Source organism: Pseudidiomarina terrestris, from assembly GCF_030466375.1.
GTDB classification, from domain to species: domain Bacteria; phylum Pseudomonadota; class Gammaproteobacteria; order Enterobacterales; family Alteromonadaceae; genus Pseudidiomarina; species Pseudidiomarina terrestris.
Genome location: NZ_JAGGJE010000004.1, coordinates 89,578 through 115,865, shown reverse-complemented (window position 1 = coordinate 115,865; position 26,288 = coordinate 89,578). Strand labels below are relative to the sequence as shown.

Below are 26,288 nucleotides of genomic sequence, written 5' to 3'. Positions count from 1 at the left end.
TGCCCCTTTACCCAGGCGGGGCAACCGCTTCAGTAGGTGGATCGGGCGCATGGGCATGCGTATGCTTGGCGGGTGGCGTATTGAAGGTGAACTTCCAGAGACCCGCCAAGCCATTATTCCAGTCGCACCTCACACCTCAAACTGGGATTTTTTTGTCGGCGTATTTGTCATGCTGGCGTTAGGTCTGAACTTATCGTTTTTAGGCAAACACACCATTTTTCGTTTCCCTGTGAATGGTATTTTGCGGTGGCTTGGAGGTATTCCAATCGATCGTAGTGCCGCGCAGGGCGTTGTCGGGCAAATGGTGGAAGAATTTGAGCAACGGCATGAGCTTATCCTGGCGTTAGCGCCAGAGGGCACCCGTAAAAAAGTATCAGAGTGGAAGAAAGGTTTTGTGCATATCGCTAAAGCCGCGCAGGTACCTGTGATACCTGTGGCAATGGATTTCAGCCGTAAAGTTATCGATATTCAGCCGCCGATGATGATTGAGGGCGACATTGATGACGAATTGCTTCGTGTTAAACAGGCTGTAAGCCATGCTGTAGGTAAAAATCCTCAGCATGCCTGAAAATAAAATTTGTGCTATTATCGCGCCGATTTCTTTATAAGGATGCAATCATGAACGTAATCGAAGCCGGCATCGCTGCGCCAGGGAAAAAGTTTGCTCTGGTGGTTTCCAGATTTAATCATTTCGTTGTCGACAGCCTGCTTGATGGCGCTGTGACAACACTTAAACACTACGGCCAGGTTGCTGACGATGCTATCACCGTCGTTAAAGCTCCGGGTGCGTACGAATTACCACTGGTCGCTCGCCGTCTGGCAGCGTCGGGTAACTATGACGCAATCATCGCTATCGGCGCCGTGATCCGCGGTGGCACACCACATTTTGATTTCGTTGCAGGCGAATGCAATAGCGGCCTGAGCCGGGTCATGCATGAGTTTGATATCCCTGTAGCAAATGGCGTGATCACCACAGATACCATCGAGCAAGCCATTGAGCGTAGCGGCACTAAAGCCGGTAATAAAGGCTCAGAAGCAGCTTTAAGCGCGCTTGAAATGGTCAATGTGCTTGAGCAGCTTTAAGAGGAATAACTATGAAACCAGCTGCACGTCGTAAAGCGCGTAAGCTTGCAGTACAAGCCATTTATTCATGGCAACTTAGTGAAAACAGCATGAGCGATATCGAAGCTCAGTTTCTCACTGATAACGATACGAATAAGGTCGATGTTGATTACTTTCTGGCGCTGGTACGTGGTGTTGCGGGACAGGTCAAAACCTTAGACGAAGCTTTATCGCCGTTTCTCGACCGTCCTCTGGCAGAGCTTGACCACGTCGAGCGAGCGGTCCTTCGCCTCGCCGCATTTGAGCTGCGCGAGCGCCAGGACGTGCCTTACAAAGTGGCAATTAACGAAGCGATCGAGCTGGCAAAATCTTTTGGTGCCGACGAAAGCCACCGGTTCGTCAATGGCGTGCTTGATAAAGCCATTGATAGTCTGCGCCCTAGCCGCAGATAACGAATCGCATCATGGCCTTTGGCGAGTTTGATCTGATCGATACCTATTTCACCCATCGTTGGCCGAAGCGCGACGATGTGGTGAAAGGGGTTGGCGACGACGCTGCCATTCTTACGCTACCCAGTGATTCTGAACTCATCATTGCAACCGATACCATGGTCTCTGGGGTGCATTTTGATGAGCAAATGCCTGCCCGTGCCGTTGGCCATAAGGTTGCTGCGGTCAATTTAAGTGATCTTGCCGCCATGGGCGCCGAACCGGCGTGGCTGTCGCTGGCCCTGACCTTACCTGAAATGGATCAGGAGTGGTTGGAAGGTTTTAGCCATGGCTTGCGCGAGATCTGTGACTACTACGATTGCCATCTGATTGGCGGTGACACCACCAAGGGCCCCCTGACACTGACCGTCACGGCCCACGGTTTTGTACCTCAAGGCACGGCGTTGCGTCGTGATGGTGCTAAACCCGGCGACTGGATTTACGTCAGTGGCAGTATCGGCGATGCTGGACTTGCGCTCGCGGCCCAGCAACGCAAAGTGCAAATTTCTGACAGTCATTACCGCCGCGTGCTCGAACGACTCTACTTCCCATCTCCCCGGGTGGCTCTTGGCCAGGCACTGCGCGACATCGCTTCCAGCGCTATTGATATCTCAGACGGGCTGAAGGCTGATTTGGGTCACATTTTGCAAGCCTCGAATGTCGGTGCTCGTGTCGACGTGGACGAACTGCCATTGAGTCTGGCACTGACCGAATCCGTCACCGGCGAAGATGCAATTCGTTACGCGCTGCATAGCGGTGATGATTACGAACTGTGCTTCACCGTGCCAGAAAGCCGGCGTGGTGTTTTTGATACCGTGTTGGCCCGCCATCCCGCTAAACCTACCTGTATCGGGCGTATTACCAGTGAAGCCAATAAACTGCGTCTGGAGCGCAATGAAGAGCCCTGGCAAGGCGCAGATGAAAAGGGCGGATATGACCACTTCGGCTAACAGTAAAGCCAGGCTGCGCAAGCCGGGCTGGAAACAACTGGCTCACCCGGTGCATTTCTTTTCGCTGGGCTTTGGCAGTGGTCTGGCGCCAAAAGCGCCCGGAACCTTTGGTACCTTAGTTACGGTGCCGCTGGTAATGCTGATGCAAGGGTTAGATCCCTGGCTGTACCTTGCGATCGCCGTATTGGTCAGTGGTCTGGGCATTGCCATGTGTCGTATTACAGCGGACGCTTTAGGTGTGCATGATCACCCGGCGATAGTACTGGATGAGATTGCCGGTTATCTGCTGGCCATGAGCTTTTTACCGGCAACAGCACTGAACCTGTTGCTGGCTTTTCTGCTGTTTCGCTTTTTTGATATTTATAAACCTGGCCCGATCGGCTGGTGCGATAAAAAGCTAAAAGGCGGGTTGGGCATCATGGCTGACGATATCCTTGCTGGCATCGTCAGCTGTGTCCTTTTACATGCTGGCTATGCGCTCACGAATACGCTGCTCTAGCCCTTGCGCATCTAAACCAAGCTCAGCGCGCACTTCGTCCTGACTGCCGTGCTTTATAAAGTCATCGGGCAGGCCAATTTGCAGCAATGGAGTGCTGATGCCCTGCGCATGCAGATACTCACCGACACCACTTCCAGCGCCACCCGCAACCACATTGTCTTCCACCGTGATGAGCAGGGCATGACGTTCGGCGAGGTTGCGAATCAAGTCTTCATCAAGCGGCTTCACGAAACGCATATCGGCCACTGTAGCATCAAGCGTCTCGGCACAGGGCAGGACGTCGTTTAGTACAGTCCCAAAGCTTAATATCGCAATTCTGGGCGCGGCTGCTTCGCTGCTGGCTTCGCGCAGGATCCGACCTTTGCCGATGGGCAGTGCTTGCAGATCGCTGTCGATGCTGCACCCGGTACCATTACCCCGCGGGTAACGCACGGCAGCAGGTTGTTGTAACTTATGGCCGGTATACAGCATGTTACGACATTCATTTTCATCGCTTGGCGCCATCACCACCAGGTTGGGAATGCAGCGCAAGTAGCTGAGATCGAATGCGCCTTGGTGGGTGGGTCCATCAGCACCGACAATTCCGGCCCTGTCGATGGCAAAAAGCACCGGTAAACTTTGCAGCGCAACATCGTGAATGAGTTGGTCGTATCCGCGCTGTAAGAAGGTTGAGTAGATAGCGACCACCGGATGATAGCCGCCTATGGCTAAACCAGCGCCAAAAGTTACGGCGTGCTGTTCAGCGATAGCAACGTCAAAATACTGTTTCGGAAAGCGCTGGGAAAACTCGACCATACCAGAGCCTTCGCGCATTGCCGGGGTGACGGCCATCAACTTGTCATCCTGGCTGGCCATTTCACAGAGCCAGTCGCCGAATACCTTTGAGTACGAAGGCGTTGCCGCTTTTTTCGTGGGTAAGGAGGTCGTGGCTGGATCAAATTTTGGCACGCCATGATAGCCAATAGGATCTTTTTCTGCAGGCTCGTAACCTTTGCCTTTGCGGGTCACTATGTGCAGGAATTGCGGGCCTTTCAGATGGCGCATATTGCGTAACGTCGACACCAGTAGATTGACGTCATGGCCATCGATCGGACCAATGTAATTAAAGCCCAGCTCCTCAAAGATGGTGCCTGGAGCGACCATACCTTTCATGTGCTCTTCTGCGCGGCTGGCAAGGTGCTGGATACCCGGCATGCCTTGCAGCAGCTTCTTGCTGCTCTCGCGCAATGAAGTATAAAACCGGCCCGACAGCACGCGTGCCAGATGGTTATTCAAGGCACCAACGTTTTCAGAAATCGACATATCATTGTCGTTCAGAATCACCAGCATATCAGGCTTAATATCACCGGCATGATTGAGCGCCTCGAACGCCATACCGGCAGTCATTGCGCCATCACCGATAATCGCCACGACTTTCTTTTCAGAGCGCTCGCGTTCGGCGGCGATGGCCATACCTAAAGCGGCACTGATTGAGGTACTGGAGTGACCCACACTCAGGGTGTCGTACTCACTCTCGGGGCGCCATGGGAACGGATGCAGCCCATCTTTTTGTCGAATCGTGTGCAACTGATGCTTACGCCCCGTCAGGATTTTATGCGGGTAGGCCTGATGGCCGACGTCCCAGACCAATTGGTCATATGGCGTGGCGTATACGTAATGCAAGGCAACGGTCAGTTCGACCGTACCCAGTCCAGATGCGAGGTGGCCACTGCTGCGACTGACCGAGCTGAGTAAAAACTCACGGACTTCAGCACATAGCTGTGGTAACTGACGTTCATACAAGGTGCGCAAATCCGCTGGATTGTCGATACCGTCAAGCAACGGATAAGCATCGTGAGATGAACGAGACGAAGATGTCATGCGATTAATAATCCCGGTTTAACAACTGTTCTGCAAAGTTTTCTAGTAACTGTGTATTGTAGGGGATTCTGTGGAGGGCTTGAAGCGCTTTCTGGTGTAATTGCGTGAGCTTTGCCTGCGCGCCCTTCAGACCAAGCAATTGCACGTAGGTACTTTTGTTCGCGGCTACATCTTTACCGTTTGTTTTGCCGAGGGTTTCTGTCGAGCTGGTCACGTCAAGAATGTCATCCTGCACCTGAAACGCCAGGCCCAGCCAGGTCGCAAAATCGGTAAAATCATCGTAATACTGCTGCGCGTCATCGCTGCCGGCAAGCACCGCCAGCTGCACAGCAGCAGTAATCAGCGCGCCGGTTTTAAGCACGTGCACTTGCTCAAGCTCGGCTTCGCTCAACAGCGCATTGGTGGCTGCCAGATCCAGTGCCTGGCCACCGCACATACCACGACTGCCGCTGGCATACGCTAACACCTGCAGCATCAGTAGCTGCCGCTCTGCACGCAGCTCAGGCTGAGGTGTACTTAACAACTCAAACGCCAGGGTCTGCAGGGCATCGCCAGCGAGAATCGCCGTAGCTTCGTCAAAAGCGCGGTGACAGGTCGGTTGACCGCGGCGCAGGTCATCATCGTCCATGGCTGGCAAGTCGTCGTGTACCAGTGAATATGCGTGAATACATTCAATCGCCGCAGCAGCGCGGTCTAACACCTGCTCAGGGGCAGCACAGATGGCGCCAACCGAATAGGTTAAAAAAGGTCGCACCCGCTTGCCGCCCAGGATCAGGGCATGGCGCATTGCCGCCTGCAGTTTCGCGTCAGCGGAATTGTTTTCAGCGAGCTGTTGTTCAAGCACTGCATTGATATGTTCGCGCGGCGCTTTTAACAGAGAATCAAGGGTCACGACTCATCCTCTTCTGCGCCATCCGCGGCAAACGAAGTAAGTTCCTCTCCATTTTGTTGCTGCAGCAGTTGGCTGACCTTTTGTTCGGCCTGTTGCAGCTTTTGCTGACTGACACGAGACAAACGGACAGCTTTCTCAAACTGTTCAAGGGCTTGCTCGAGTGGCAGCTCTCCTTGCTCAAGTTGCACAACAATTTGTTCCAGTTCCTGGATGGCTTGTTCTAGCGATAAGTCACTCATAGCAGTACCTGTTGATGCTTGTGGCGCTCAAGTTACCCTGATTCCGATGTACGGTCAAATCAGGTATACTAGCGCGCTTTTAAAGTTATAGAAGTCATCCGGTCATGAAATTTATTATTCGCTTACACGCTGAAATCACCATCAAGAGTAAAGGTGTCCGCAAACGTTACGGTAAAGTGTTGGTCAACAACCTGAAAAACATTTTAAAGCGCGTTGAGGTAGACGATTCAGCACCTATAAAAGTGCGGTGGTTATGGGACCGGATTGAGGTCGATGTCGCCAGTCAGGAGCCTCTCATTGCTGAACAGATCAGTGATGAGCTACAACGCATCCCGGGCATTGCCTGGTTCAGTCGCTCCCATGAGTTAACGTTGAACTCCACCAGCGAAGCTGACTTTAAGCCGATTCTGGAACAGGTACTGAGCTGCTGGGCGGAGCGACTGCGCCACCGTAGTTTTGCGGTACGGGTAAAACGCAAGGGCACACATGGTTTTCGTTCGATGGATCTGGAGCGTTACATCGGTGGCGGTGTATTGCAGGAAGTGGCCGGTACCCGGGTGGCTCTGAAACAACCGGATATTGAACTAAGAATTGAAGTGGATAACGAAACCGTACGTGTGTTTGGTGACAAACAGCATGGCCTTGGCGGCTTCCCACTCCCCACGCAGGAAACGGTTGTCAGCTTGTTGTCCGGTGGCTTTGACTCCAGTGTGGCAAGTTTTCAGTTGATCCGGCGGGGCGCACGGACCCACTTTTGCTTTTTCAATTTAGGCGGCGATCGACACGAGACGGGCGTTCGACAAACGGCGTATTACCTATGGCAGACGTATGCCAGTTCCCATCCGCTAAAATTTATCAGTATCGATTTCGCACCGGTAGTTGAAGAGATCCTGAGCCAGGTGGATAACGGCTTGATGGGCGTGGTGTTAAAGCGTCAGATGTTGCGTACCGCACAGATCGTTGCACAACGTATCAATGCCAGTGCACTGGTCACGGGAGAGGCGTTGGGGCAGGTTTCGAGTCAGACCTTAAGCAACTTGAGCGTGATTGACGAAGCCGTTGACACCCTGGTTCTGCGGCCGCTGATCACCATGGACAAACAGGAAATCATTAACCTTGCCGAGCGTATCGGCACCGCCGATATTGCGCGTAGCATGCCGGAATATTGTGGTGTCATATCGATCAAGCCGACGGTGAAAGCGCAGCGTGATGCGGTACTGGACGCCGAGGCCAAGCTGGATCCTGAACTGCTGGAACGGGTGGTCCGGGCAGCAAACGTTGAAGATGTGCGGCATATCGGTGAAGCAACCGACGCTCAGGTTCATCCCGTCAGTACTGTAGATGCGGTAGAACAAGGTGAAGTGATCATTGATATTCGCAGTCTTGATGAGCAGGAGGCCAAGCCCCTGAAGCACTTGCCGGAAGGGGTGTCGCAGCACAACATTCCGTTTTTTAAGCTGGCAACAGCCTTCGCTGACCTTGCTCCAGAGAAACATTATCTTCTTTATTGTGAAAAAGGTGTAATGAGTAAGCTTCAGGCTCTTTACTTACAGGAGCAAGGCTATAACAATGTAGGCGTTTATCAACCTCGTCGTGAGCGTTGATGCAGTAACGAACAAGGATACTTAATGAGTTCGAAAAACTTAGCGCGCGTTATTTTTATTCTGCTCCTGATTGCTGTGACGGCAGCCTTCCTGATGCAGATCTCAAGCGGAGACCTGCCGCGCGTTGAGCACCTGGACAAAGTGGTGCATTTTGGCTCATTTTTTGTGCTTGCCTGGGCGTTTCACCATGCGTTCCGCCTGCCGATATGGCTCGCTCTTATTGTTCTGACGGGCTACGGCTTGCTAATTGAGTATGTGCAGGAACTCTTGCCATACCGGGACTCGAGTTGGGGCGATTTGCTGGCCGACGGAGCCGGCGCAGCAACGTTTTACTTGATTGCCTGGTGGCGCTTTGTGCGCCATCGCAAACAAAAGGCTAAGACTTCTTCTTCTTCTTCGACTTAGCAGCGTCGGCCTTTTTACTTTTCTTCTTCTTGCTGCGCTTGCGTGGGTCCGGAAACTTATACTGAGGTTTAAGTTCGGCAAACACGCGGCGTTCAATTTTACTGTCCTGATAACGCTCTATACGGCCTAGTAGGTCAGCATCATGGGCTTCGACCAGGTTGACTGCGACACCGCTTTTGCCGGCGCGCGCGGTGCGCCCGATACGATGCAGATAGACATCCGCCTGGCGTGGTAAGTCATAGTTGACCACCAGCTCAATAGCTTCGATATCAAGGCCCCGGGCAGCAATATCCGTAGCGATAAGCGTGGCGTCGGTATAGGTCTCCATACGGGCAATGATTTTTTGCCGCTCATCTTGTGGCATATCGCCCCGCAGGGTCAGATTCTTAATGTCTGCCGACCATAGCTTGGCAGATAACTCTTCTACTTTTTCACGGGTTCGGACAAAGACCACACGGCGGCCCGGGTAATCCTGAAGCAGACGGAGCAGCAGTTGCAGCTTGTGCTCGGCGGTATCAGCCTGATACCAGCGCTGCAGGATTTTACCTTTTTCACGCTTTGGCGGCTGCACCACAATGTGCTGCGGATCATTTTGTATCGCCGCGGAAAACTTCAGCACCCCGGGACTTTCCAGGGTTGCTGAGAACAGCAGCGACTGTTTCAGGTGTAAGGCATTCTGCGCGATCATTTTCACCGATTCAGCAAAGCCCATGTCCAACATGCGATCCGCTTCGTCAATAATGAGCCACTCGATATGTTCAAGCTCATACTGTCCGGCATTTAATAAATCAAGCAACCGACCGGGTGTGGCGACCAGAATATCGTGCGGTGCTTCGAGCAGCTGATGTTGACTACCATAGTTCACGCCACCTGTGATCAGCACAGAACGCAGTCCGGTGGTTTCCTCAAAGGCATCCGCTTGCTCAGCAATCTGCTGCGCCAGTTCACGGGTTGGTGCTAGAATAAGCACACGCGCGCCGCCTGGTTGCTGGCGCGGGAAGTCAATCAGATGCTGCAGGGCCGGTAACAAAAAGGCCAGCGTTTTTCCGGTGCCTGTTGGTGAATTGACTAATAAGTCCTGGCCAGCCAGCGCCAGCGGGATAACCGCTTGTTGAACTTTGGCAGGCTTATTGAGCTCTGCGCCAAGTAGGACGTCAATGAGTTCATCATCGAGTTCGAGTTGATCCCAATCGGGGGTCATGATGTGTTCCTTTATTCCAAACGATATGCTTCGTCGGGGTCAGCATGGGCTTTCAATGCCAGCAATTTTATATCAAAGACGACCGATGTGCGATGAAAGTAAGCACAGATAGTCTTATTTTAGGAAGTTATGTGCCTGTTGCGGGAGTATGCCGTGCCCTGGATTTAGGCACCGGCTCTGGATTACTGGCGTTGATGCTGGCCCAGCGCCAGCCTATGCTGCGCGTCGATGCGATTGATGCAGATCAGGATGCGGTTGCCCAGGCGCGGGAAAACTTTATCGCATCGCCCTGGCCGGAGCGTATGACGAGTTATCTGGCTGACGTCGCCAGCTGGCAGGCAAGTCAGAACTACGATCTCATCATCTGCAACCCGCCTTATTTTCCGCAGCATCTTGCCAGTGCCACAGCAGCTCGTGAAATGGCCCGTCAGGGCCTCGCCCCAGTCACGGCGTGGCTGGCTTGTGTGTTGCGTAACCTGAGCCCGTCCGGACAGTTTTATTGGGTCGTTCCTGCTGCTCAAAAGACACCACGAACGGAGGCAGCGACTGCTTGCGGCTTGCAGTTGCGCGACGAACTGCTGGTTTACAGTACTTTGAGAAAAGGTCCGCGGCTGGTCATTCAGGGCTGGCAGCGAGAGCCGTGCCAACATGTGCAGCAGCGCGAGTTGGTGATTCACGCTGGCAAAGGTTACAGCGCAGAATTTCGGCGCTTAACCGGCGAGTTTTACCTCGCCGGTTCAGGATAACAATTCTGACTTAAAGATTCAGCACCGCTTTACCTTGGTTAAAAGTAATATCCACCGGGATACTGGCCGCGGATAAACGATCCAAATCTGCCTGTAAGGTGGCGCCAACGTTGCCTTGCTGGGCAAAGAGTTCGCCCACCCCCTCATAATCACCGTCGCCCTGCAAGGTCAGAATTTTATCTGACAAGCTGGTCATGGCTGCGCGCATTGCGTCCATATCAACCGCATACTGGCCATTTTCATTGCGGGTAAACGCACCGGCATCGGCAAAATAATTAAATCGGATCATATTGGCTTTGCCATGCGCGCTGGAGGCACCGAACCGCACCGAACGGAAAATTCCTGCCAGGAAAGTGGTGTAATAGTCTTCCAACTGGCCGTCTGTGATCACGCCTTTTTCCAGCAACTGAGTGACCATATAAAGTCCGAGAATGTCAGCTTTACCTTCTTCCAGAGCTGAGGCATGCTCTTTCAGTGCTTCGCGGACGGTGGCGGAGCCATCTATAGTGTTTTTGATACCTAAACCATGGGCAACCTCATGGAACATGGTGTTGGCAAAAAAGGCATCGAACGTAATATGTGCGCGTTGCTCTGGCACAATCAACTCATCGGCAATCGGGAGCAGGATCTGATCGAACTTAGCACGCATAGCGTTTTTGAGTTGCAGGCGGCGAGTGCCCTTTTGCAACTGCACTTGTTCATCGTTGGGTAAGTTAATCGCAATGGTTTTGCTGCCTGCGTTCGAATGCCCGGCGTAATACACCACGTCATAGGCATTTAATTGCGCATCAGAACCTGGCATTTCAGCTTTATACTCGGCCGCAACAGGTAAACCTCGTTGCAACTCTGGTAGATAGGCTGCGTACTTTTCTAAGCGCGCACTCCAGGCGAGATCCTTAATTAATACATAAGACTCAAAGCCCGCACGATAGCCATAAAGTTGATCTTCGTAGGTCTCGATCGGGCCCATGACGATATCGATCTGATTTTCTGTCATGTCCATCCAGGCAAAATCTGAGGCCTGATAGCTATTGCTTTCAAAAGCGTCTGCCCGCAATTTCAGATACTCTGCAAAACTCTCGCTGGCAGCGAGTTCGGCTGCCTCACGAAGCAGGCGTGCCGCTTGTCCAAGTTCGTCGCGATAGGCTTCGTTATAAGGAATCGCATAGAGCTCACCGGCGTCATTGCGGCGCACCAAAGTGTATAAATCGATTTTACCGGCAAACTCGGCTTGCTCAAATTCCGCTTTACTCATATCCGTCGGATAAAAGTTAGCCCCGGCGGGCTTAGGCCCAAAGCCAGTCAGGAACGGCGTATTGTTGTCGAGACGGTCCCATGGGCCATAGTTGATTTGCGCGAACTTATGTACCTCGGGATCGTCCAGCGCATCGAGCAGCTGCTCTTTATCACCAGGAAAAGCTTGCTGCCAAAACAGCTCATCCATAATTTTCGAAGCATCGATCAGCAGCTTGATCATTTGCTTTTGGTCGGCATTCAGGCGGCTGAGATCCGCGGTTAAATCGACCGGCTGGTAAATACCAAGGCGCTTTTCGGCGCCTTCTTTCAGCGTGTATGCCGGCGCAGATGTCGCAGTTTTATTGGCCGTCTGTTGCGGGCCGCAGGCGCTCAGAGTGAGCAGCGCCAGCGCTGTTAAAGTCATGGAGGTTGAGCGTTTCATAGAGCACCTATTGTTTGTTGTTTGAGTGGTAGATACTGGTTTAATCTACGCTTATCTCGTCACTAAATAAACGCACAAGTTCCGGAAACAACTCCGTAAGCTCGCCACTTAGCAGAGCAAAGTCAGCATCTATCTTTTGTTCCGGGGTAGCGTCAACGAGTTTATCCTGGTCGTCCAGCAGCACATCTGTTGCTTTAAAGCGTTTGATGGCCATATCTTGCTCAAGCACCATGGTGATGCGTTCTTGCCACTCTACAGCGAGTTTAGTGACTTGTTTGCCATGCTCTAAGTGCGCGGTTATTTCCGGGCTGGTCAACTCATGATTCTTGCAACGGATAATGCCGCCTTCCTCATCGCTACTGCGCAGTTCTGCTTCATCACCAAAGACGAAGTCACCCGGCAGAGAGCCTTGTTTCAGCCATTGCGTGAAATACAGCTCGGTGGGCTGCTCGCTGAACCATGGTTTCACCGGCAGTGATCCGAGCGTGCTACGTAACAGTCCTAAAAAGTCTTCGGCCTGGGCACTGGCGGAAGCATCAACGACAACAATCCGATGGCGCATGTCGAGCATGCCCCAGGTCAGCTTGAAGCGAGTGAATGCTTGCGGCAGCAGCTGATGCACCAGATCTTCTTTTAATGATTGTTTTTCTTTACCGACCACACGGCGACCCTGGTCCGACTCAATGGCTTCAATTTGCTCTTCGAGTTGTGCATTGACGACGCTTGCAGGTAAAACTTTTTCTTCTTTACGTGCGCAAAACAGGTACTGGTCGCCAATTTTGTGAAACAGTTCTTCGCTACGCGGGCCAAAGGGAGAGGACCAGCCAAAACTTGCTAATTCATTACGTCCACAGGGCTTAAACTGATGTTCAGTTAAAGGTGATGCCAGCTCTTCTGGCAGTTGAAAATCATCAGCTAAAGTATAAATACGCAAATTGCGAAACCACATAACTTCGTTCCTTGGGGTTGGCTGTTAATTTGATTCGCTATCGATAAACTGCATCGGTAGCTCAATATGATAGCTCAGGCCTTCGCCTGGAGCCGATTGCACCGTGATGGTGCCGTTGAAGGTTTGTTCAACAAGATTGTGAACGATATGAGTGCCTAGCCCACTGCCACCGCGCTCGCGGCGCGTTGTGAAGAAGGGGTCAAACAAGGTTTCCTGCTGAGCCTCGGTGAGACCTTTGCCATCATCTTTATAGTCGATGTGCAGAACTCCACCCTGTCGGCGAACGGTTAATTCGAGACGACCGTGCTGGTCATCTTCAAATGCATGGATCAGTGAATTCAACACCAGATTAGTAATGATCTGCGCCAAAGCGCCTGCGTTACAGCGCGCGATAATGGTATCGGGGCAGTCCAGACTGATTTTGTGGTTGGTATTTTTAAACCGTGGCTGCAACGCCTGTAAGACATTTTGAATGTAGTGCTGCAGGTTGATTTCACGGACCGCGTCTGACGTCTGATCAACGGCCACTTGTTTGAAGCCGTCCAGCAGGTCAGAAGCCCGTCCCAGATTACTTTCAAGTAGCTCCACGCTTTGCAGGCTGGCATCTAAAAGCTCGCGCATTTGCGCTTCGGTGAGCTGCTTATTCTCGAGGGCTTGCTGCATGTTGTCGAGTTTATCGCGCAGCAAGCTGGTGGCGGTAATGCCAATGCCAAGCGGTGTATTTACATCATGGGTAATACCGGCAACCAGACGGCCCAGTGAGGCGAGTTTCTCTGCTTCAATCAATTGGTCCTGTACACGTTCAAAGGCCGTGACGGACGACTGCAGCTGGCTGTTGGTCTCACGCAGGTCGTCTTCAATAATTTTGCGTTGTCGGATCTCACGTTCCAGCTTGCCCTGACGTCGCTCCAGCTCATCTTTGCGCCGCTCCAGGTCAGTTAATACCTGACTCAGGCTTGATGTTTTGCGCGCGACCTCTTGCTCGAGCACCGCATTTTGTTCATCGAGTTGTTGATTGGCATGCAGTAATTGTTGTTGGGTACGTTTAAGATCTTCCTGATAGTCCTCAAGGTTATCCAGCAGCTGATTATAAGCCTGCTCCACCATATTGAACTCGGTGTGACGGTTATTCTTCAGATTAATCCGTGAATGCTCTAAATCATCCAGTCGGAAATTGCGAATTTGTTGGGTGAGGATGTTCATGGGCCGGTTGAGCATACGGCTAAACGCTAACGTGAAGAGAACAATCAAAAAGGTACTTTTGATAATAGCGTTACCAAAAATGAAATACAGACTGAACTTGATCCGGTCCAGCGCAATATCACGCGTTGAGAACAAGGTAACGTCACCGACTCGATTCGAATCTCCGGCAAATTCGAAAATGATAGACGAGTAATAGCCAAATAAACCATTGCGCTCTTGAATGACGAAGTCTTCAACGTCTGAGGTGAGGTTTAGCGCGTTAATGCTTTCCGTTAAACCGAGTTTAACGATGGTATCACCAGCTTCATCACGAATGACAATGCCAGCGATGGCAGGAATATTAATTAAGCCCTCAGCGATGGCTTCAATTTGCCGGTTGTTGTACTCCCACAATGATCGAGCAAGGGAGTTACTGAAGGTGCTTTGCTGATTTTGCAGTTCCTGTACGAGCTGGCTTTTGGTATCGAAATACTCCCCCATCACCTGCACACAGGTCACTATCAGTGTAAGTACGAAATACACCGAGAGGACGTTGGTTAACAGTGATTTAGAAATATTGGTGGTGCTCGACATCAATGTACTCGTTGGCAAAGGTTTGCTCAGTTTATCCCAACTGCGCGGAAGCGCAACCGAGAGCGATGCTAAACAGGCTGTCATGAAGTGTTCACAAGGGCGTCACTTAGCTGTCACAAAGAAACTCTAAAGTGCCAGCACGAAAACAAAGTAAGCCTTCAATTCAACGGAGAATCTCATGAATCGTACCAAAGCTTTTGCTCTGTCTGCACTTACCGCGTCCTTTATGCTGGCCGGTTGTGGCGGTGATATTAATTTGACCCCGACCTCTATCGACAACTCAACCAATACTAATGGTGGCTCGGCTCCCGATACCAACAACTGTGCCTCCTACGAGGACGCTGGTGCAACCGTACGTGGCGAAAAGATTGGCGCTGACTGCGTCTATCCACGCAGTTTCTCTACGCCAGAAAGCCCGGTTGTGACTGATATCCGCTTGGTAGAGCTCCCAGGTGGCGCGCACATCTTCCCTAATGGTCTCTACATTGGTGAAAACGTGCAGGAAACCGCAAGTGTTGAACGTGATGGACCCACCCTGACTATCGATGCCGGTGCTACGCTGGCGTTTGAAGACGGCGATTCATTTGTGCGCATTGCACGTGGCGCAGACATTATTGCGGAAGGCAATCGTAACGCACCTATTACCTTTACTTCAGTACAAGAAGTGGAAAATGGTGTTAGCAATCCGAACGCGCGTGGTTTGTGGGGCGGTTTAGTACTTAACGGATTTGGTATCTCAAATAAATGTGATCAGGATGACCTGGCAAACTGCGTACTGCAGGGCGAAGGTGGTGCTGGTTTCTACGGCGGTGATGACAATACCGACAACTCAGGTATCCTGCGTTACGTATTGGTGAAATATGCCGGTTACGAAGTTTCTCTTGATAACGAACTGAACGGCATTACTTTCTATGGTGTCGGTTCAGACACCACAGTTGAATACATTCAGGTTCACAATAACCTTGATGATGGTATCGAGTTCTTTGGCGGTGCTGCCAACGCAAAATATGTCGTGCTGACAGGTAACGACGATGACTCACTGGATTGGGCCGATGGCTGGCAGGGTAACATCCAGTACATTATCACCAAACACGCTGACGACCGTGCGAACCGTGCTATCGAAGCGGATGGTAATAGCCGCAATAACGATGCAACCCCGTACTCAGATCCGATTATTGCAAACTTCACATCGATTGGTTCGTTAACAGCAACTGACGGCTCGGACGAATCTGAAGGTGTGTTGTTACGTCAGGGTACGCGCGGTTCTTTATATAACTTTGTTATCACTGACGCACGTGGCGAATGTCTGGAAATCGATAACGCTGCCACCTTTGCCAACGCCGATGCCGGTACGCTTAGCATTGCTAACTCAGTTATTGCCTGTAGCGAAAACTTCGCTGACGTTGCGACCCAGGATTGGTACGAAAGCGAAGCCTCGAACGTCACCTTAGACGAGCTTGCGACTGTGCTGACCTCTGGATATGTCACTGCTGCTGATATGACGGACGCTTCCGGTGCCCCGGTAACAGTCACGCCGAAAACCGACCTGAGCACACTGAACCCATTCTTTGATGATGTGGATTTTGTTGGCGCAGTTAGTGAAGACAACGATTGGACAAATGGCTGGACCGTAGGCCTGCGCGACTAATGAAGGAATTGGAGCACATGGATGTGCAGCTTTTCCCCCTGATAATTAAGTCACGCATGCGGAGTTTCCTATGAAAAAGCAGGCTGTATTAATGCAAAGTAAACTGGGCCTCGCGATCGCTCTCGCGTTGTCTGGTCCCCTTGCTTACGCTCAGCAAGATCAAGCGCAAGCAACGAGCGATACCACCATTGAAGAAGTTGTTACCACAGGCACGCGATTGCAAGGTTCAGCGGCCGCAGTGGTCGAAGAGCGTAAGGCTCAGGCGTTCGTCGCTGATATTCTTGGAGCAGAGCAAATCTCCAGAACAGGCGATAGCGATGCCGCGGCCGCGCTGCGTCGTGTCACAGGTTTGACTCTGGTCGATGGTAAATTCATTTACGTACGCGGGCTCGGTGAACGTTATTCAAGTACCCAGTTAAATGGGGCTTCAGTGCCGTCACCTGATCCGACTCGTAACGTCATCCCGTTAGACATGTTCCCGGCCAGCATTATCGAAAGTATGGCTGTGCAAAAGTCCTATTCGCCGGATATGCCCGCTAATTTCGGTGGTGGTAACGTCAATATCCGTACGGTTTCTATTCCTACCGATGAAGTGTTTGAGGTATCGGTCGGAACGGGCTGGAACAGTAACTTCTCAGACGACGGGTTGACCTACGCTGGCGGTGATGATGACTGGTTAGGTAAAGATGATGGCACCCGGGCATTGTCAGCAGAGATGCGGGCAGCCTTGGCGCGTTATCAGGAAAGTATCAATACGCCCAGCATTGCCTCAAGTGAGGGTATCTCAAGTAGCGAAGCGGCGGCCATTAACCGACAGCTGGCGGCGTCACTGAATACACAGAATGAAGTCTACAGTAAATCTATGCGCCCGGATCTCGATGGCTCGGTGACCTACGGTAATGCCTACGAAGTCAGCGACGATTTAACTTTTGGCTTTCTTGCTGCGGTGGATTACGGCAACAGCTGGTCCAATAGCGAAGAATCTGAGCTGGTACTGGGAATTGCAGAGGGTGCGGCGGCCATCGATCAGGCCAGCGAGAGCAGGGTGACTACACAGAATGTAGAACTCAGCGGTTTGCTTAATTTCGGTGTAGAAATTGGTGATTATCACCGCATTGAGACCTCAACTATCTTTCTGCGGAATACCGCTGATCGGGTGGAGCAGGGCGTGGTTGAAACCCCCAACTCCATCGATGAAACCGGGTTAAGCTACTTTGATACCGAAACCCGCTATGAACAGCGTGAATTACTGACCAATCAAATCCGTGGTTCGCATTATTTTCCTCAATTATGGGGCTTTGCGCTGGACTGGCAGTATGCTGATTCGCGGGCAAGCCGTGATGCACCAGGTGAAGTCTTTTATCGTCAGATCAACAATCGTGATTTAGGCGAAGGTGTTGGCGACCTGGCATTTCAGCAAACCCGGACCGCAACCACCTTGCAGTATCAGAATCTGGAAGATGACGCTCAGGACTGGCGCGTTGACGGTGAGTTGCCTGTATCACTGGCGGCGATGGAGATCCTGCTTAAGGGCGGCGGGCAAGTATCGAAGAAAGCTCGTTCTTCATATTCCCGACGCTTTGCAATCAGTGCTGAGCAGGTTGCCAACGGTGAATTACGAAATGTCAGCTACAACGACCTGTTCAGTGATGAAAACCTCACGGATGCGGAGTTTGGTTTCGCTTTGTTTGGTGCTCCTACGGCGACCGATCCGAATTATCTGGCCGCGCAACAGATCGAAGCCGGTTATGGCCTTGCCGATATCCAGCTCAACGATGACTGGCGCGTCAGTGGTGGTTTGCGTTGGGAGCAATACACTCAGGTCGCTGCTCAACTTGATCTTCGCACCATGAGAGTCGTTGGTGATGTTGCTGATGCTGGCCGCGTTGAAGATGATCTCTATGGTTCGCTGGCGCTGACGTACCAACTCAATGACGAGATGCAGCTGCGTTTCGGTTATGGCAGCACTGTTGTACGACCTGATTTGCGAGAGCTGACCGAGGTGATTTTCGTTGACCCATTGACCAACTTTAAGGTACGTGGGAACAGCGAATTGATGACCACGGATATTGATAATTTCGATGTACGTTGGGAATGGTATTTGCCGGCTGGAGAAAATTACTCGGTCGCGATGTTCTACAAAGATCTGGCCAATCCGATTGAGGCTGTTGAAGCTAAAGGTACTGATTCGGATCGCGTCATTACCTTCCTGAATGGCCAGTCGGGTGAAGTCTACGGTCTGGAATTTGAATTCCTGAAAGACCTGACCCTGCTGACGGATGGCCTGTTCGTATCAGGAAACCTGACTCTCTCAGACTCAGAAATCAGTATCGCTAACACGGGTAACGTAGAGCTGACGAATAACAGCCGACGGATGACAGGTCACTCGAAGTACGTCACCAACTTGCAGCTGGGCTATGACTCATTAAATGGTGAGCACAGCGCATCACTTATCTACAATGTAGCCGGTGAGCGAATTGCTTTTGCTGGCGTTAAAGAAGGTGCTGTAGGCATTGACGATGCCGTCGAGCAGCCGTTCCATAGCCTGGATCTGGTGTACACCTATTATCCGGATTTTAATTCGAAGGTGAAGCTTAAGGTGCAAAACATGCTGGGCGAGGATGTTGAAATCGAACAGGGCGGACGTTTGATTCAGTCGCGTAGCGTCGGTACCGGAGTCAGTCTGGAATACAGCTACTCTTTTTAAGAGTTTGTAACAACGTCATAAAACGGGAGCTTCGGCTCCCGTTTTTTGTTATACAATAGAGGCACGCAGAGGCGTTTTTGATTCTTAGATTGAACAACGAGTGGCAATTTTCTATGCAAGATATGCAAGAGAAATTAGAAGCAGCGCAGAGCTGGCTGGTTGAACGGCCAGACATGGATACTTTAACGAAATTAAGTTTGTTGCTGGTGGGTGCCTGGGTGGCAAACTTTATCGTGAAGAAAGTATTGCTACGTGGCCTGCTGCGAATTTTAAGCTACACACCCGCAGGTAAAGACCGGCAAGCCATAGAGCGGAATATCGTGGCGCGACTAGCGAACGTCATTCCAGCTTTGGTCATCGCTTTTGGCATTACCTCGGTTCCCAACTTAGCTGAAGAACTCACCATTGTTGTCACCAACGTCTGTTTCGCGTTCATCGTGATCACCATCGCTCGCGCGATAAGTGGCACCCTGACCATTGTAAACACGCTGTATGAGCGTCAGCCTCAGGCGCAAGAACGGCCCATTAAAGGTTACATCCAGGTCGCTAAAATTGTCATCTATGCGGTGGCAACGATTCTGATGATTGCGGTCTTGATCGATAAATCGCCCGTTATATTGCTCTCCGGTCTGGGTGCGATGGCCGCGGTGCTGATGTTGGTGTTCCAGGATACATTGTTGAGTCTGGTCGCCAGTGTGCAAATTACCTCGAACGATATTATCCGGGTCGGTGACTGGGTGGAGATGCCCAATCTGAACGCCGATGGCGATGTCATCGACATCGCCTTGCACCAGGTGAAAGTGCAGAACTGGGACAAGACCATTACCTTCATTCCCACCCGGCGCTTTATTTCTGACCCCTTTAAAAACTGGCGTGGCATGCAGGAGTCAGGTGGCCGGCGTATAAAGCGGAGTTTGTTGTTAGATCAGCAAAGCATTCATTTCTTAACAGACGATGAGCTGAAAGCGGTGAAGCGTTTCCGGCTGTTAAAAGATTACCTGCAAAATAAACAACAGGAAATCGATGACTGGAACCAACAACTCAAAGACGAAGGCAAGGAACCGGTAAATACCCGGCGTATCACTAATATTGGTACCTTCCGTGCTTATATCCTGCAATATCTTGAGAATCATCCGAAAGTTCATCAAGAGATGACTCTGATGGCACGGCAGCTGAATCCGACATCGGACGGTCTTCCTATCGAGGTCTATTGTTTTACCAACACCATTGTCTGGACCGAATACGAAGGTATTCAGTCGGATATCTTTGACCACTTGCTATCGATTTTGCCGGAGTTCGGTTTACGCGTATTCCAGCATCCAAGTGGTATTGATATGCGTGAAATGACACGAAACTTAAATCAAAGTGGCACAAAAAGTTCATCCTGACACAAAACTGACATAGCGCAGTCACCAAGCTGTCACACAACTGACGTATCTTGCACATCATCACTCACAACCTGTGCAAGGTGTTTCTATGAAACCATGTTTCGCTCGCACGCTGGTACTCGCAGGGATTTTTGCAAGTACCAGTGCTGTCGCTCAAGATCAGGCGCTTGAGCCGGTGGTTGATGCCGCCAATGAAATCAATCAAGCCGCCCGCTCCTCCCAGCTCACCGTCGATAAAATCGCCGACACGACGCAAGATCGCGTGCAGCAATTCAAGCAAATCAACCGCCAGATCCAAGGTCTGGAGGTGTATGTGCAGCAGCTGCAAAAACAAATCGATTTTCAGCAACAGGAAAAAGCCGAACTCAATGATTCTATTGACGAGGTGAGTGTGGTTGAGCGGCAGATCACACCGCTTATGCTGCGCATGATTGATAGCCTCGATACCTTTGTAAACCTCGATGTGCCATTTCTTTCTGCCGAGCGTGAAGGTCGTATCGCTGGCTTGCATGAGCTGATGGATCGGGCTGATGTGGATGTTTCCGAGAAATTTCGCCGGGTCATGGAAGCCTATCAGATTGAAGCCGATTACGGCCGTACCATTGAAGCTTACAACGGCGAGATGACCATTGCTGGTCAGCCCCAGGATGTCGAGTTTCTGCGCATCGGCCGTACGGTACTCATCTATAAGACCCGTGATGGCAAGCAAATGGGCGTTTGGAATCAGCTCGCCCGTGAGTGGCAGCAACTGGATTCCAGCTACGCCACAGATGTACAGGAAGCGCTGCGGATTGCCCGCAAGCAGCTGGCCCCGGATTTATTAATGCTTCCGGTTTTCACTCAAACTGCGCAGGCGGGAGACTAACCCATGTTGAAATTAAAACATTGCATCGCTGCTTTAGCTCTGGCATTCGCAGCTCCGGCATTTAGCCAGGAACCGGTGAACCTAGATCAGCTTTTACAGCAGTTGAAAGAGGGCAAGTTTGCCCAGTCGCAGGCTAATGAAGAACGTGAGGCGCGGTTCCGCGCGCAAGCTGAACAGCAGCAGCAAGTTTTGCGGGAAGCCATCGCCAAACGCGACCAGCTGGAGCAGGCCAGCGCCCGTCTTGAGGGGCAGTTTGAAACCAATGAACGTGATCTGGCTGCGCTTGAAGACGCGCTGACGCAGCGCATGGGCTCCTTAAAAGAGCTGTTCGGCGTACTACAGCAAGTGGCCGGTGACACCGCCAGCAACTTAAGAAACTCTTACGTTTCGGTCGAGTTTCCAGGCCGCAGTGACGCCCTGAGTGACCTCGCTCAGAAAATGGGCTCAAGTTCAAAGCTGGCCAGCATCGAGGAGATCGAATCGGTCTGGTTTGCACTGCAGCAAGAGATGACAGAATCCGGCAAAGTGAGCCAGTTCAATACCCAGGTGACGCTGGCCAATGGCGAAAAAGAAACCAAGCCAGTGATCCGTGTAGGGACCTTCAATATGGTTTCCGACGGCAAATACCTTGAGTTGATTCCGGGTACGGACGCGGTTGCTGAACTCATGCGTCAGCCTGCGGGGCGTTACCTCAACACCGCTGAAGCCCTTGTGGAAAGTAATGATAATCCCGTTCGTTTTGGCCTGGATCCCACCGGCGGCTCCATTCTTGGGTTGCTGGTGCAAGCACCAGATCTGCAGGAGCGCATTGATCAGGGCTCGACCGTTGGTTACATCATTCTTGCCCTTGGCGCTGTTGGCCTGCTGATCGCATTAGAGCGTTTCGTTACCCTGATATTGATGGGCGGTAAAGTAAAACGCCAGTTGAAGAACGCGCAGGCGCAAGACGACAACCCCTTAGGTCGCGTCATGGCAGTAAAAGACAAGTACCCACAGGCCGACACCGAAACCCTGGAGTTGAAACTCAGCGAAGCTATTTTGCGAGAAGTTCCCAAGATCACGCGCAATCTGACCTTTATCAAGATCATCTCTGTGGTCGCGCCGCTGCTAGGTCTGTTAGGTACCGTTACCGGTATGATTAATACCTTCCAGGCGATCACTTTGTTCGGTACCGGCGACCCGAAGCTAATGGCCGGCGGTATTTCGCAAGCCCTGGTTACCACGGTCCTTGGTCTGGTGGTCGCGATCCCGATGACCTTGCTGTTTGCCACCTTAAATACGCGGAGTAAGAATCTGGTCCACGTGTTGCAGGAACAGGCGTCAGGCATTATTGCGGAGCGCTCTGAGCGGGGGCACTAATGATGGTGTTCTTTATCGACTTTTATAATGCGATTCAGGACTTTGTGGAAACAGGTGGTCAGGTACTCCTGATCATCGGCATCCTGATTTTCATCATGTGGTTGATGATTCTGGAGCGCATTTTTTACTTCACCCGTGGGCACCAGCAGCAAAAACAGCAAGTGTTGCAGAAGTGGAAAGCGCGGGAGGATAAATCGTCATGGAATGCCGAGCAGATCCGACAGGCCATGATTTCGCGAGTTTCCATTGCTCTGGGGGGGCGTTTGCCGGTGTTGCAAGCGCTGGTGGCACTCTGTCCACTGCTGGGATTGATGGGGACGGTGACCGGCATGATCGAAGTATTTGATGTGATGGCAGTTGCGGGGACCGGCAATGCCCGCTCGATGGCTGCTGGCGTATCCAAAGCCACCATCCCGACCATGGCTGGCATGGTGGGCGCATTATCAGGTGTGTTTGCGACCACCTGGTTACAACGAACAGCGAAGCGCGAACGTCTGAAGCTGGAAGATCGCATGCTAATGGAACACCACTAGAGGGCTGAATAATGAAACAACATTTTGCTAATTTGATCGACGAAGAAGAAGCCCAGATTGATATGACGCCAATGCTCGACGTGGTGTTTATCATGCTGATCTTTTTTATTGTCACCGCCAGCTTCGTGAAAGAGGCCGGCATCGATGTAAACCGCCCAGAAGCCGCTACCGCGGTGCAAAAGGATCGCGCCAATATTCTGGTTGCCATCAGTGATACAGGCGAGATTTGGATTAATAAACGCCAGGTCGATGCACGTGCCGTGCAAGCCAACATTGAACGTTTGTACGCAGAGAACCCACAAGGTTCAGTGGTGATACAAGCGGACAAGAAAGCGACCACTGAAACTCTGATAAAGGTTATGGACGCTGCGCGAGCTGCGGGTGTCTTCGATGTCTCAATAGCAGCGCAGGAAGAGTAGAACCATGCGTTTTTTAGCAGCACTGGCCGTCGCCGCTATCGTGACACTCGGCTTGTTTTACCTGATGCACTCGCTGATCACGGGTGGCCAAGGCGCGATGACCGAGCCGGCAAAAGGCAGCGTACTCGATTTCGTACGGATCAAACCAGAAGAAGTCGTACAGCAGAAGGAGCGTAAGCCGGAACGGCCGCCAGAGCCAGAAGCGCCACCGCCCGATATGCCGACGCCACAAATGGACACCAGTGAGCTTTCGCCGGATGGCGGCAGCTATGATTTTTCCACCTCCGCACAAGCGGATACCGGACTCTCCGGTGGCATGAACCTGGATACCAGTGATGGCGAGTATCTGCCTATTGTGAAAGTCCAGGCAGCCTATCCACGTCGCGCCCTACAGCGCGGTATAGAAGGCTACGTAGTGGTGGAGTTTACCGTGACCCGACAGGGGACTGTGCGCGATCCGCGAGTGGTCGAGGCCCAGCCGGAACAGATTTTTGATCAAGCTGCCATGGATGCCGTCTTGAAGTTTAAATACAAACCTCGTGTGGTCAATGGTGACGCCGTTGAAGTGGAAGGCGTGCAAAACCGGATTACCTTTGAAATCGATGGCTAGGAGAACACAATGCGTCATTTAATCGTTATTATTGTCTGGATTGTCATCAGCCAGTTTGTGCATCAGGCGGCGAGCGCGCAGGACAGCAAACGGGTTCCTGCGTTACGCGAGCAGGTTTACAGTCAGTTAGCGCGGGCTCAGGAACTGGCTGATGCCGGTGACGTGGAGGCTGGCCTGGCAGCGCTCAAAGCGGTCGAAGGTAAGCTCAGTAGTATGAATAGTTACGAGCGCGCCATGCTGTGGAACTTCTATGGTTATATGCATTACGGTAAAGACCGTATCGGCAAAGCGATTACCTACTTCGACAAAGTGGTCAGCGAAGATCCCATTCCGGACGCATTAAAGCAAACGACCTTGTTCAGCCTGGCACAGTTGTCTTTAGGGCAAAACGATTATGCACAAACCCTTGCCTATCTGGACCGCTGGCAGCAAGTCACTGGCGAGCAACAGGCAACCAAAGCCGATGTACTGCGGGCGCAGGCACTGTACCAAAAAGGTGACTACGAGCAGGCGCTGACACCGATAAAACGCGCCATCAGCTCCGCTCGGGCAACTAACGAAACCGGTGAGGAAGCCTGGTATGTGCTGCAACGCGCGATCCACTACGAATTAGGCCAGACCGAAGCCGTTGCCGACGTTCTTGAGCAAATGATCAAGCATTTCAATAAACCTGAGTACTGGACTCAGTTGGCGGGCGTGTACGGCCAGCTTGGCCGTGACCAGCAGCAGTTAGCCATGCTCGAGGCGGCCTATCAACAGGGGTTTCTAACCCGTGGCCAGGATTTGCAGATGCTGGTGCAAAGCTACTTCTTTGGCGGCGTCCCCTTTAAGGCGGGGCAGGTGATGGAGCAAGCCATCGCCCAAGGTAAACTGGAGGCTGATTTACGGAATCTGAAGTTGCTGGCACAAAGCTGGATTGCGGCCCGGGAAACCGATAAAGCCGTCAACGCCTTAAAGCAAGCTGCTGAATTAAGCAGTGATGGTGAACTAGATGCGCAACGTGCGCAGGTGCTGCTCAATGCCGAACGTTATCCGCAAGCCATTGCAGCAGCGGAAACTGCACTGGCGAAAGGTAATCTGGAAAAGCCCGGTACCATGCATTTAGTTATCGGCATGGCTGAACTTGAACAAGAGAACTATAATCCTGCGCTACAGGCTTTCGCGAAAGCAAAAGCATTTGCCGACGCGCGCAAGGCAGCAGGGCAGTGGGAACGCTACGCCACCTCTGAAAAAGAGCAGGCTGAGCGCATTAAAGAATTGCAGTCGTCATAAAAGTGTCACTGGCACGACATCAGAACGACACCGAAGCGACATAAAAAAGTTATCGAAACAGCAAAAAACTGTCACATAGTCATGAAACTGTCATAAAGTTGCAATATGCTATGCGCGCTTGAGTGATAAATCGATCGCTCATCCGAACCATAGATTGCGTAGGTGGACCTTATGACTTTTAAACATGTAGCTTTGATGATGCTTCCATTCGCTTTGACCAGCACTGCGCTGGCAGCTCAGGAGAGCAACGACGAACCGAAGATCTCCTTTGATTTTTACGGTAAAGCAAATGTCTCATTGCAGAGCAATGATGATGGCACCAGTACTGAAACTGAATTAGAGAGCAACGCATCACGTATCGGCGTGAAGGGTGGCACTAAGATCAGTGACGATTTAGAAGTCATTTATCAGCTCGAGTGGCAGGTCGACCTGGCCGACTTAGGTGGTGATGATAATCTGAAGTCACGTAATCAGTTTGTCGGCTTGCGTGGCAACTTTGGTGAGCTGACCGTAGGACGCCGCGACACAGTGCTCAAGACGCTGCAGGGCGATCTCGATCAGTTCAACGATTATGAAGCCGATATCAAAGCGCTGTTTGAAGGTGAAAACCGTACCAGCAACACCATCTCGTATTACTCGCCCAGCTTCCATCACATTCGTGTGGCCGGTAGCGTGGTATTAAGCGAAGGCGATACCCAGGACGACGGTTACTCGCTGGCAGTCACCTATGGTGACGACGGTCTTGATGACACCGGCTATTATTTCGGCGCTGCAATGGATCGCGATGTCGATGGCTATGATATCGAACGGCTGATCGGTTATACCAAGGTTGATTCCACCGTGTTCGGCTTAATGTGGCAGCAACAGGAACGGGTTGATGGCACCGCTGAGGCAGATGGTTTCGTTGCCAGTGTTGAACAACCGTGGGGCCGCTTCAGCTTCAAGGCGCAATATCAAATGATGGACTTTATCGATGGCGATGACGACTCGCTCTCGTTTGGTGTTGACTACAAACTTGCTAAGGGCACCAAAGTCTATACCTGGTATACGGGTCGCGACCTTGACACCATCGAAGCGGAACAGCGTTATATCGCAGTAGGTATTGAACATAAATTCTAGGTCGTAAAACACGACCAAA

General features: G+C 51.7%; 25 protein-coding genes. 18 read left to right on the top strand and 7 right to left on the bottom strand.

Annotation, left to right across the window (positions count from 1 at the left end):
- Window positions 1-49: 49 nt before the first annotated feature.
- Genes J6J28_RS10045 through J6J28_RS10025 form a run of 5 tightly spaced genes read left to right on the top strand, consistent with a single transcriptional unit; the run spans window position 50 to window position 2,999 of the window.
- The gene (locus J6J28_RS10045) at window positions 50-568 is read left to right on the top strand and encodes a lysophospholipid acyltransferase family protein (protein ID WP_301721481.1); all 519 of its coding nucleotides are present in this window, start codon (window positions 50-52) and stop codon (window positions 566-568) included.
- A gap of 50 nt (window positions 569-618) precedes the next feature.
- Entirely contained in the window at window positions 619-1,083 is a 465-nt protein-coding gene (ribH, locus tag J6J28_RS10040) for a 6,7-dimethyl-8-ribityllumazine synthase (RefSeq protein WP_301721480.1), read from the top strand.
- A gap of 11 nt (window positions 1,084-1,094) precedes the next feature.
- Window positions 1,095-1,514 carry a transcription antitermination factor NusB gene (gene nusB, locus J6J28_RS10035; RefSeq protein WP_301721479.1) on the top strand — a complete coding sequence of 140 codons (420 nt, stop codon included), beginning with the start codon at window positions 1,095-1,097 and terminating at the stop codon, window positions 1,512-1,514.
- A gap of 11 nt (window positions 1,515-1,525) precedes the next feature.
- The gene (thiL, locus tag J6J28_RS10030) at window positions 1,526-2,500 is read left to right on the top strand and encodes a thiamine-phosphate kinase (RefSeq protein ID WP_301721478.1); all 975 of its coding nucleotides are present in this window, start codon (window positions 1,526-1,528) and stop codon (window positions 2,498-2,500) included.
- Window positions 2,484-2,999, top strand: coding sequence for a phosphatidylglycerophosphatase A family protein (locus J6J28_RS10025; RefSeq protein WP_301721477.1), 516 nt, complete (start codon window positions 2,484-2,486; stop codon window positions 2,997-2,999). The genes thiL and J6J28_RS10025 overlap by 17 nt, the downstream gene beginning before the upstream one ends.
- Here J6J28_RS10025 and dxs read toward each other — a convergent pair.
- From dxs to J6J28_RS10010, 3 genes are read right to left on the bottom strand one after another with little or no spacing between them, the layout of a single operon-like run.
- Window positions 2,961-4,859, bottom strand: coding sequence for a 1-deoxy-D-xylulose-5-phosphate synthase (gene dxs, locus J6J28_RS10020; RefSeq protein WP_301721476.1), 1,899 nt, complete (start codon window positions 4,857-4,859; stop codon window positions 2,961-2,963). The genes J6J28_RS10025 and dxs overlap by 39 nt on opposite strands.
- 4 nt (window positions 4,860-4,863) lie before the next feature.
- On the bottom strand, window positions 4,864-5,751 hold the full coding sequence (locus J6J28_RS10015; protein ID WP_301721475.1) for a polyprenyl synthetase family protein: 888 nt from the start codon (window positions 5,749-5,751) through the stop codon (window positions 4,864-4,866).
- A complete protein-coding gene (locus J6J28_RS10010) occupies window positions 5,748-5,990 on the bottom strand; it encodes an exodeoxyribonuclease VII small subunit (protein WP_301721474.1) in 243 nt (80 codons plus the stop codon). The genes J6J28_RS10015 and J6J28_RS10010 overlap by 4 nt, the downstream gene beginning before the upstream one ends.
- Window positions 5,991-6,094: 104 nt before the next feature.
- Between J6J28_RS10010 and thiI the strand changes: the two genes are divergently transcribed.
- Window positions 6,095-7,594, top strand: a complete 1,500-nt coding sequence (thiI, locus tag J6J28_RS10005) for a tRNA uracil 4-sulfurtransferase ThiI (RefSeq protein ID WP_301721473.1) — start codon at window positions 6,095-6,097, stop codon at window positions 7,592-7,594.
- A 24-nt stretch (window positions 7,595-7,618) separates the two neighbouring features.
- On the top strand, window positions 7,619-7,999 hold the full coding sequence (locus J6J28_RS10000; protein ID WP_301721472.1) for a VanZ family protein: 381 nt from the start codon (window positions 7,619-7,621) through the stop codon (window positions 7,997-7,999).
- On the opposite strand, the gene srmB is transcribed toward J6J28_RS10000, so the two are convergent.
- Window positions 7,971-9,200, bottom strand: coding sequence for an ATP-dependent RNA helicase SrmB (gene srmB / locus J6J28_RS09995; protein WP_301721471.1), 1,230 nt, complete (start codon window positions 9,198-9,200; stop codon window positions 7,971-7,973). The two genes, J6J28_RS10000 and srmB, sit on opposite strands and share 29 nt — an antisense overlap.
- A gap of 92 nt (window positions 9,201-9,292) precedes the next feature.
- Between srmB and J6J28_RS09990 the strand changes: the two genes are divergently transcribed.
- Window positions 9,293-9,946, top strand: a complete 654-nt coding sequence (locus tag J6J28_RS09990) for a tRNA1(Val) (adenine(37)-N6)-methyltransferase (protein ID WP_301721469.1) — start codon at window positions 9,293-9,295, stop codon at window positions 9,944-9,946.
- Window positions 9,947-9,956: 10 nt separating this feature from the next.
- On the opposite strand, the gene J6J28_RS09985 is transcribed toward J6J28_RS09990, so the two are convergent.
- Genes J6J28_RS09985 through J6J28_RS09975 form a run of 3 tightly spaced genes read right to left on the bottom strand, consistent with a single transcriptional unit; the run spans window position 9,957 to window position 14,349 of the window.
- Complete coding sequence (locus tag J6J28_RS09985; RefSeq protein WP_301721468.1) at window positions 9,957-11,624, bottom strand: dipeptidyl-peptidase 3 family protein; 1,668 nt, start codon at window positions 11,622-11,624, stop codon at window positions 9,957-9,959.
- Window positions 11,625-11,664: 40 nt separating this feature from the next.
- The gene (gene rdgC / locus J6J28_RS09980) at window positions 11,665-12,573 is read right to left on the bottom strand and encodes a recombination-associated protein RdgC (protein ID WP_301721466.1); all 909 of its coding nucleotides are present in this window, start codon (window positions 12,571-12,573) and stop codon (window positions 11,665-11,667) included.
- A 24-nt stretch (window positions 12,574-12,597) separates the two neighbouring features.
- Complete coding sequence (locus J6J28_RS09975) at window positions 12,598-14,349, bottom strand: sensor histidine kinase (protein ID WP_301721465.1); 1,752 nt, start codon at window positions 14,347-14,349, stop codon at window positions 12,598-12,600.
- A gap of 178 nt (window positions 14,350-14,527) precedes the next feature.
- Here J6J28_RS09975 and J6J28_RS09970 point away from each other — a divergent pair, with 178 nt between their 5' ends.
- From J6J28_RS09970 to J6J28_RS09925, 10 genes are all read left to right on the top strand, one after another.
- Window positions 14,528-15,997 carry a hypothetical protein gene (locus J6J28_RS09970; RefSeq protein WP_301721464.1) on the top strand — a complete coding sequence of 490 codons (1,470 nt, stop codon included), beginning with the start codon at window positions 14,528-14,530 and terminating at the stop codon, window positions 15,995-15,997.
- A gap of 70 nt (window positions 15,998-16,067) precedes the next feature.
- On the top strand, window positions 16,068-18,704 hold the full coding sequence (locus J6J28_RS09965) for a TonB-dependent receptor domain-containing protein (protein ID WP_301721463.1): 2,637 nt from the start codon (window positions 16,068-16,070) through the stop codon (window positions 18,702-18,704).
- 113 nt (window positions 18,705-18,817) lie between these two features.
- Window positions 18,818-20,092 (top strand): mechanosensitive ion channel family protein, encoded by a 1,275-nt coding sequence (locus tag J6J28_RS09960; RefSeq protein ID WP_301721461.1) that lies wholly within the window; start codon window positions 18,818-18,820, stop codon window positions 20,090-20,092.
- Between the two features lie 88 nt (window positions 20,093-20,180).
- On the top strand, window positions 20,181-20,957 hold the full coding sequence (locus J6J28_RS09955) for a DUF3450 domain-containing protein (protein WP_301721460.1): 777 nt from the start codon (window positions 20,181-20,183) through the stop codon (window positions 20,955-20,957).
- 3 nt (window positions 20,958-20,960) lie between these two features.
- Window positions 20,961-22,316, top strand: coding sequence for a MotA/TolQ/ExbB proton channel family protein (locus J6J28_RS09950; RefSeq protein ID WP_301721459.1), 1,356 nt, complete (start codon window positions 20,961-20,963; stop codon window positions 22,314-22,316).
- A 2-nt stretch (window positions 22,317-22,318) separates the two neighbouring features.
- Window positions 22,319-22,849 (top strand): MotA/TolQ/ExbB proton channel family protein, encoded by a 531-nt coding sequence (locus tag J6J28_RS09945; protein WP_301721622.1) that lies wholly within the window; start codon window positions 22,319-22,321, stop codon window positions 22,847-22,849.
- A gap of 11 nt (window positions 22,850-22,860) precedes the next feature.
- A complete protein-coding gene (locus J6J28_RS09940) occupies window positions 22,861-23,268 on the top strand; it encodes an ExbD/TolR family protein (RefSeq protein ID WP_301721457.1) in 408 nt (135 codons plus the stop codon).
- 4 nt (window positions 23,269-23,272) lie between these two features.
- Entirely contained in the window at window positions 23,273-23,878 is a 606-nt protein-coding gene (locus tag J6J28_RS09935) for an energy transducer TonB (protein WP_301721455.1), read from the top strand.
- A 9-nt stretch (window positions 23,879-23,887) separates the two neighbouring features.
- The gene (locus tag J6J28_RS09930) at window positions 23,888-25,150 is read left to right on the top strand and encodes a tetratricopeptide repeat protein (RefSeq protein ID WP_301721454.1); all 1,263 of its coding nucleotides are present in this window, start codon (window positions 23,888-23,890) and stop codon (window positions 25,148-25,150) included.
- A gap of 171 nt (window positions 25,151-25,321) precedes the next feature.
- Window positions 25,322-26,269 carry a porin gene (locus tag J6J28_RS09925; RefSeq protein ID WP_301721453.1) on the top strand — a complete coding sequence of 316 codons (948 nt, stop codon included), beginning with the start codon at window positions 25,322-25,324 and terminating at the stop codon, window positions 26,267-26,269.
- Window positions 26,270-26,288: the final 19 nt, after the last annotated feature.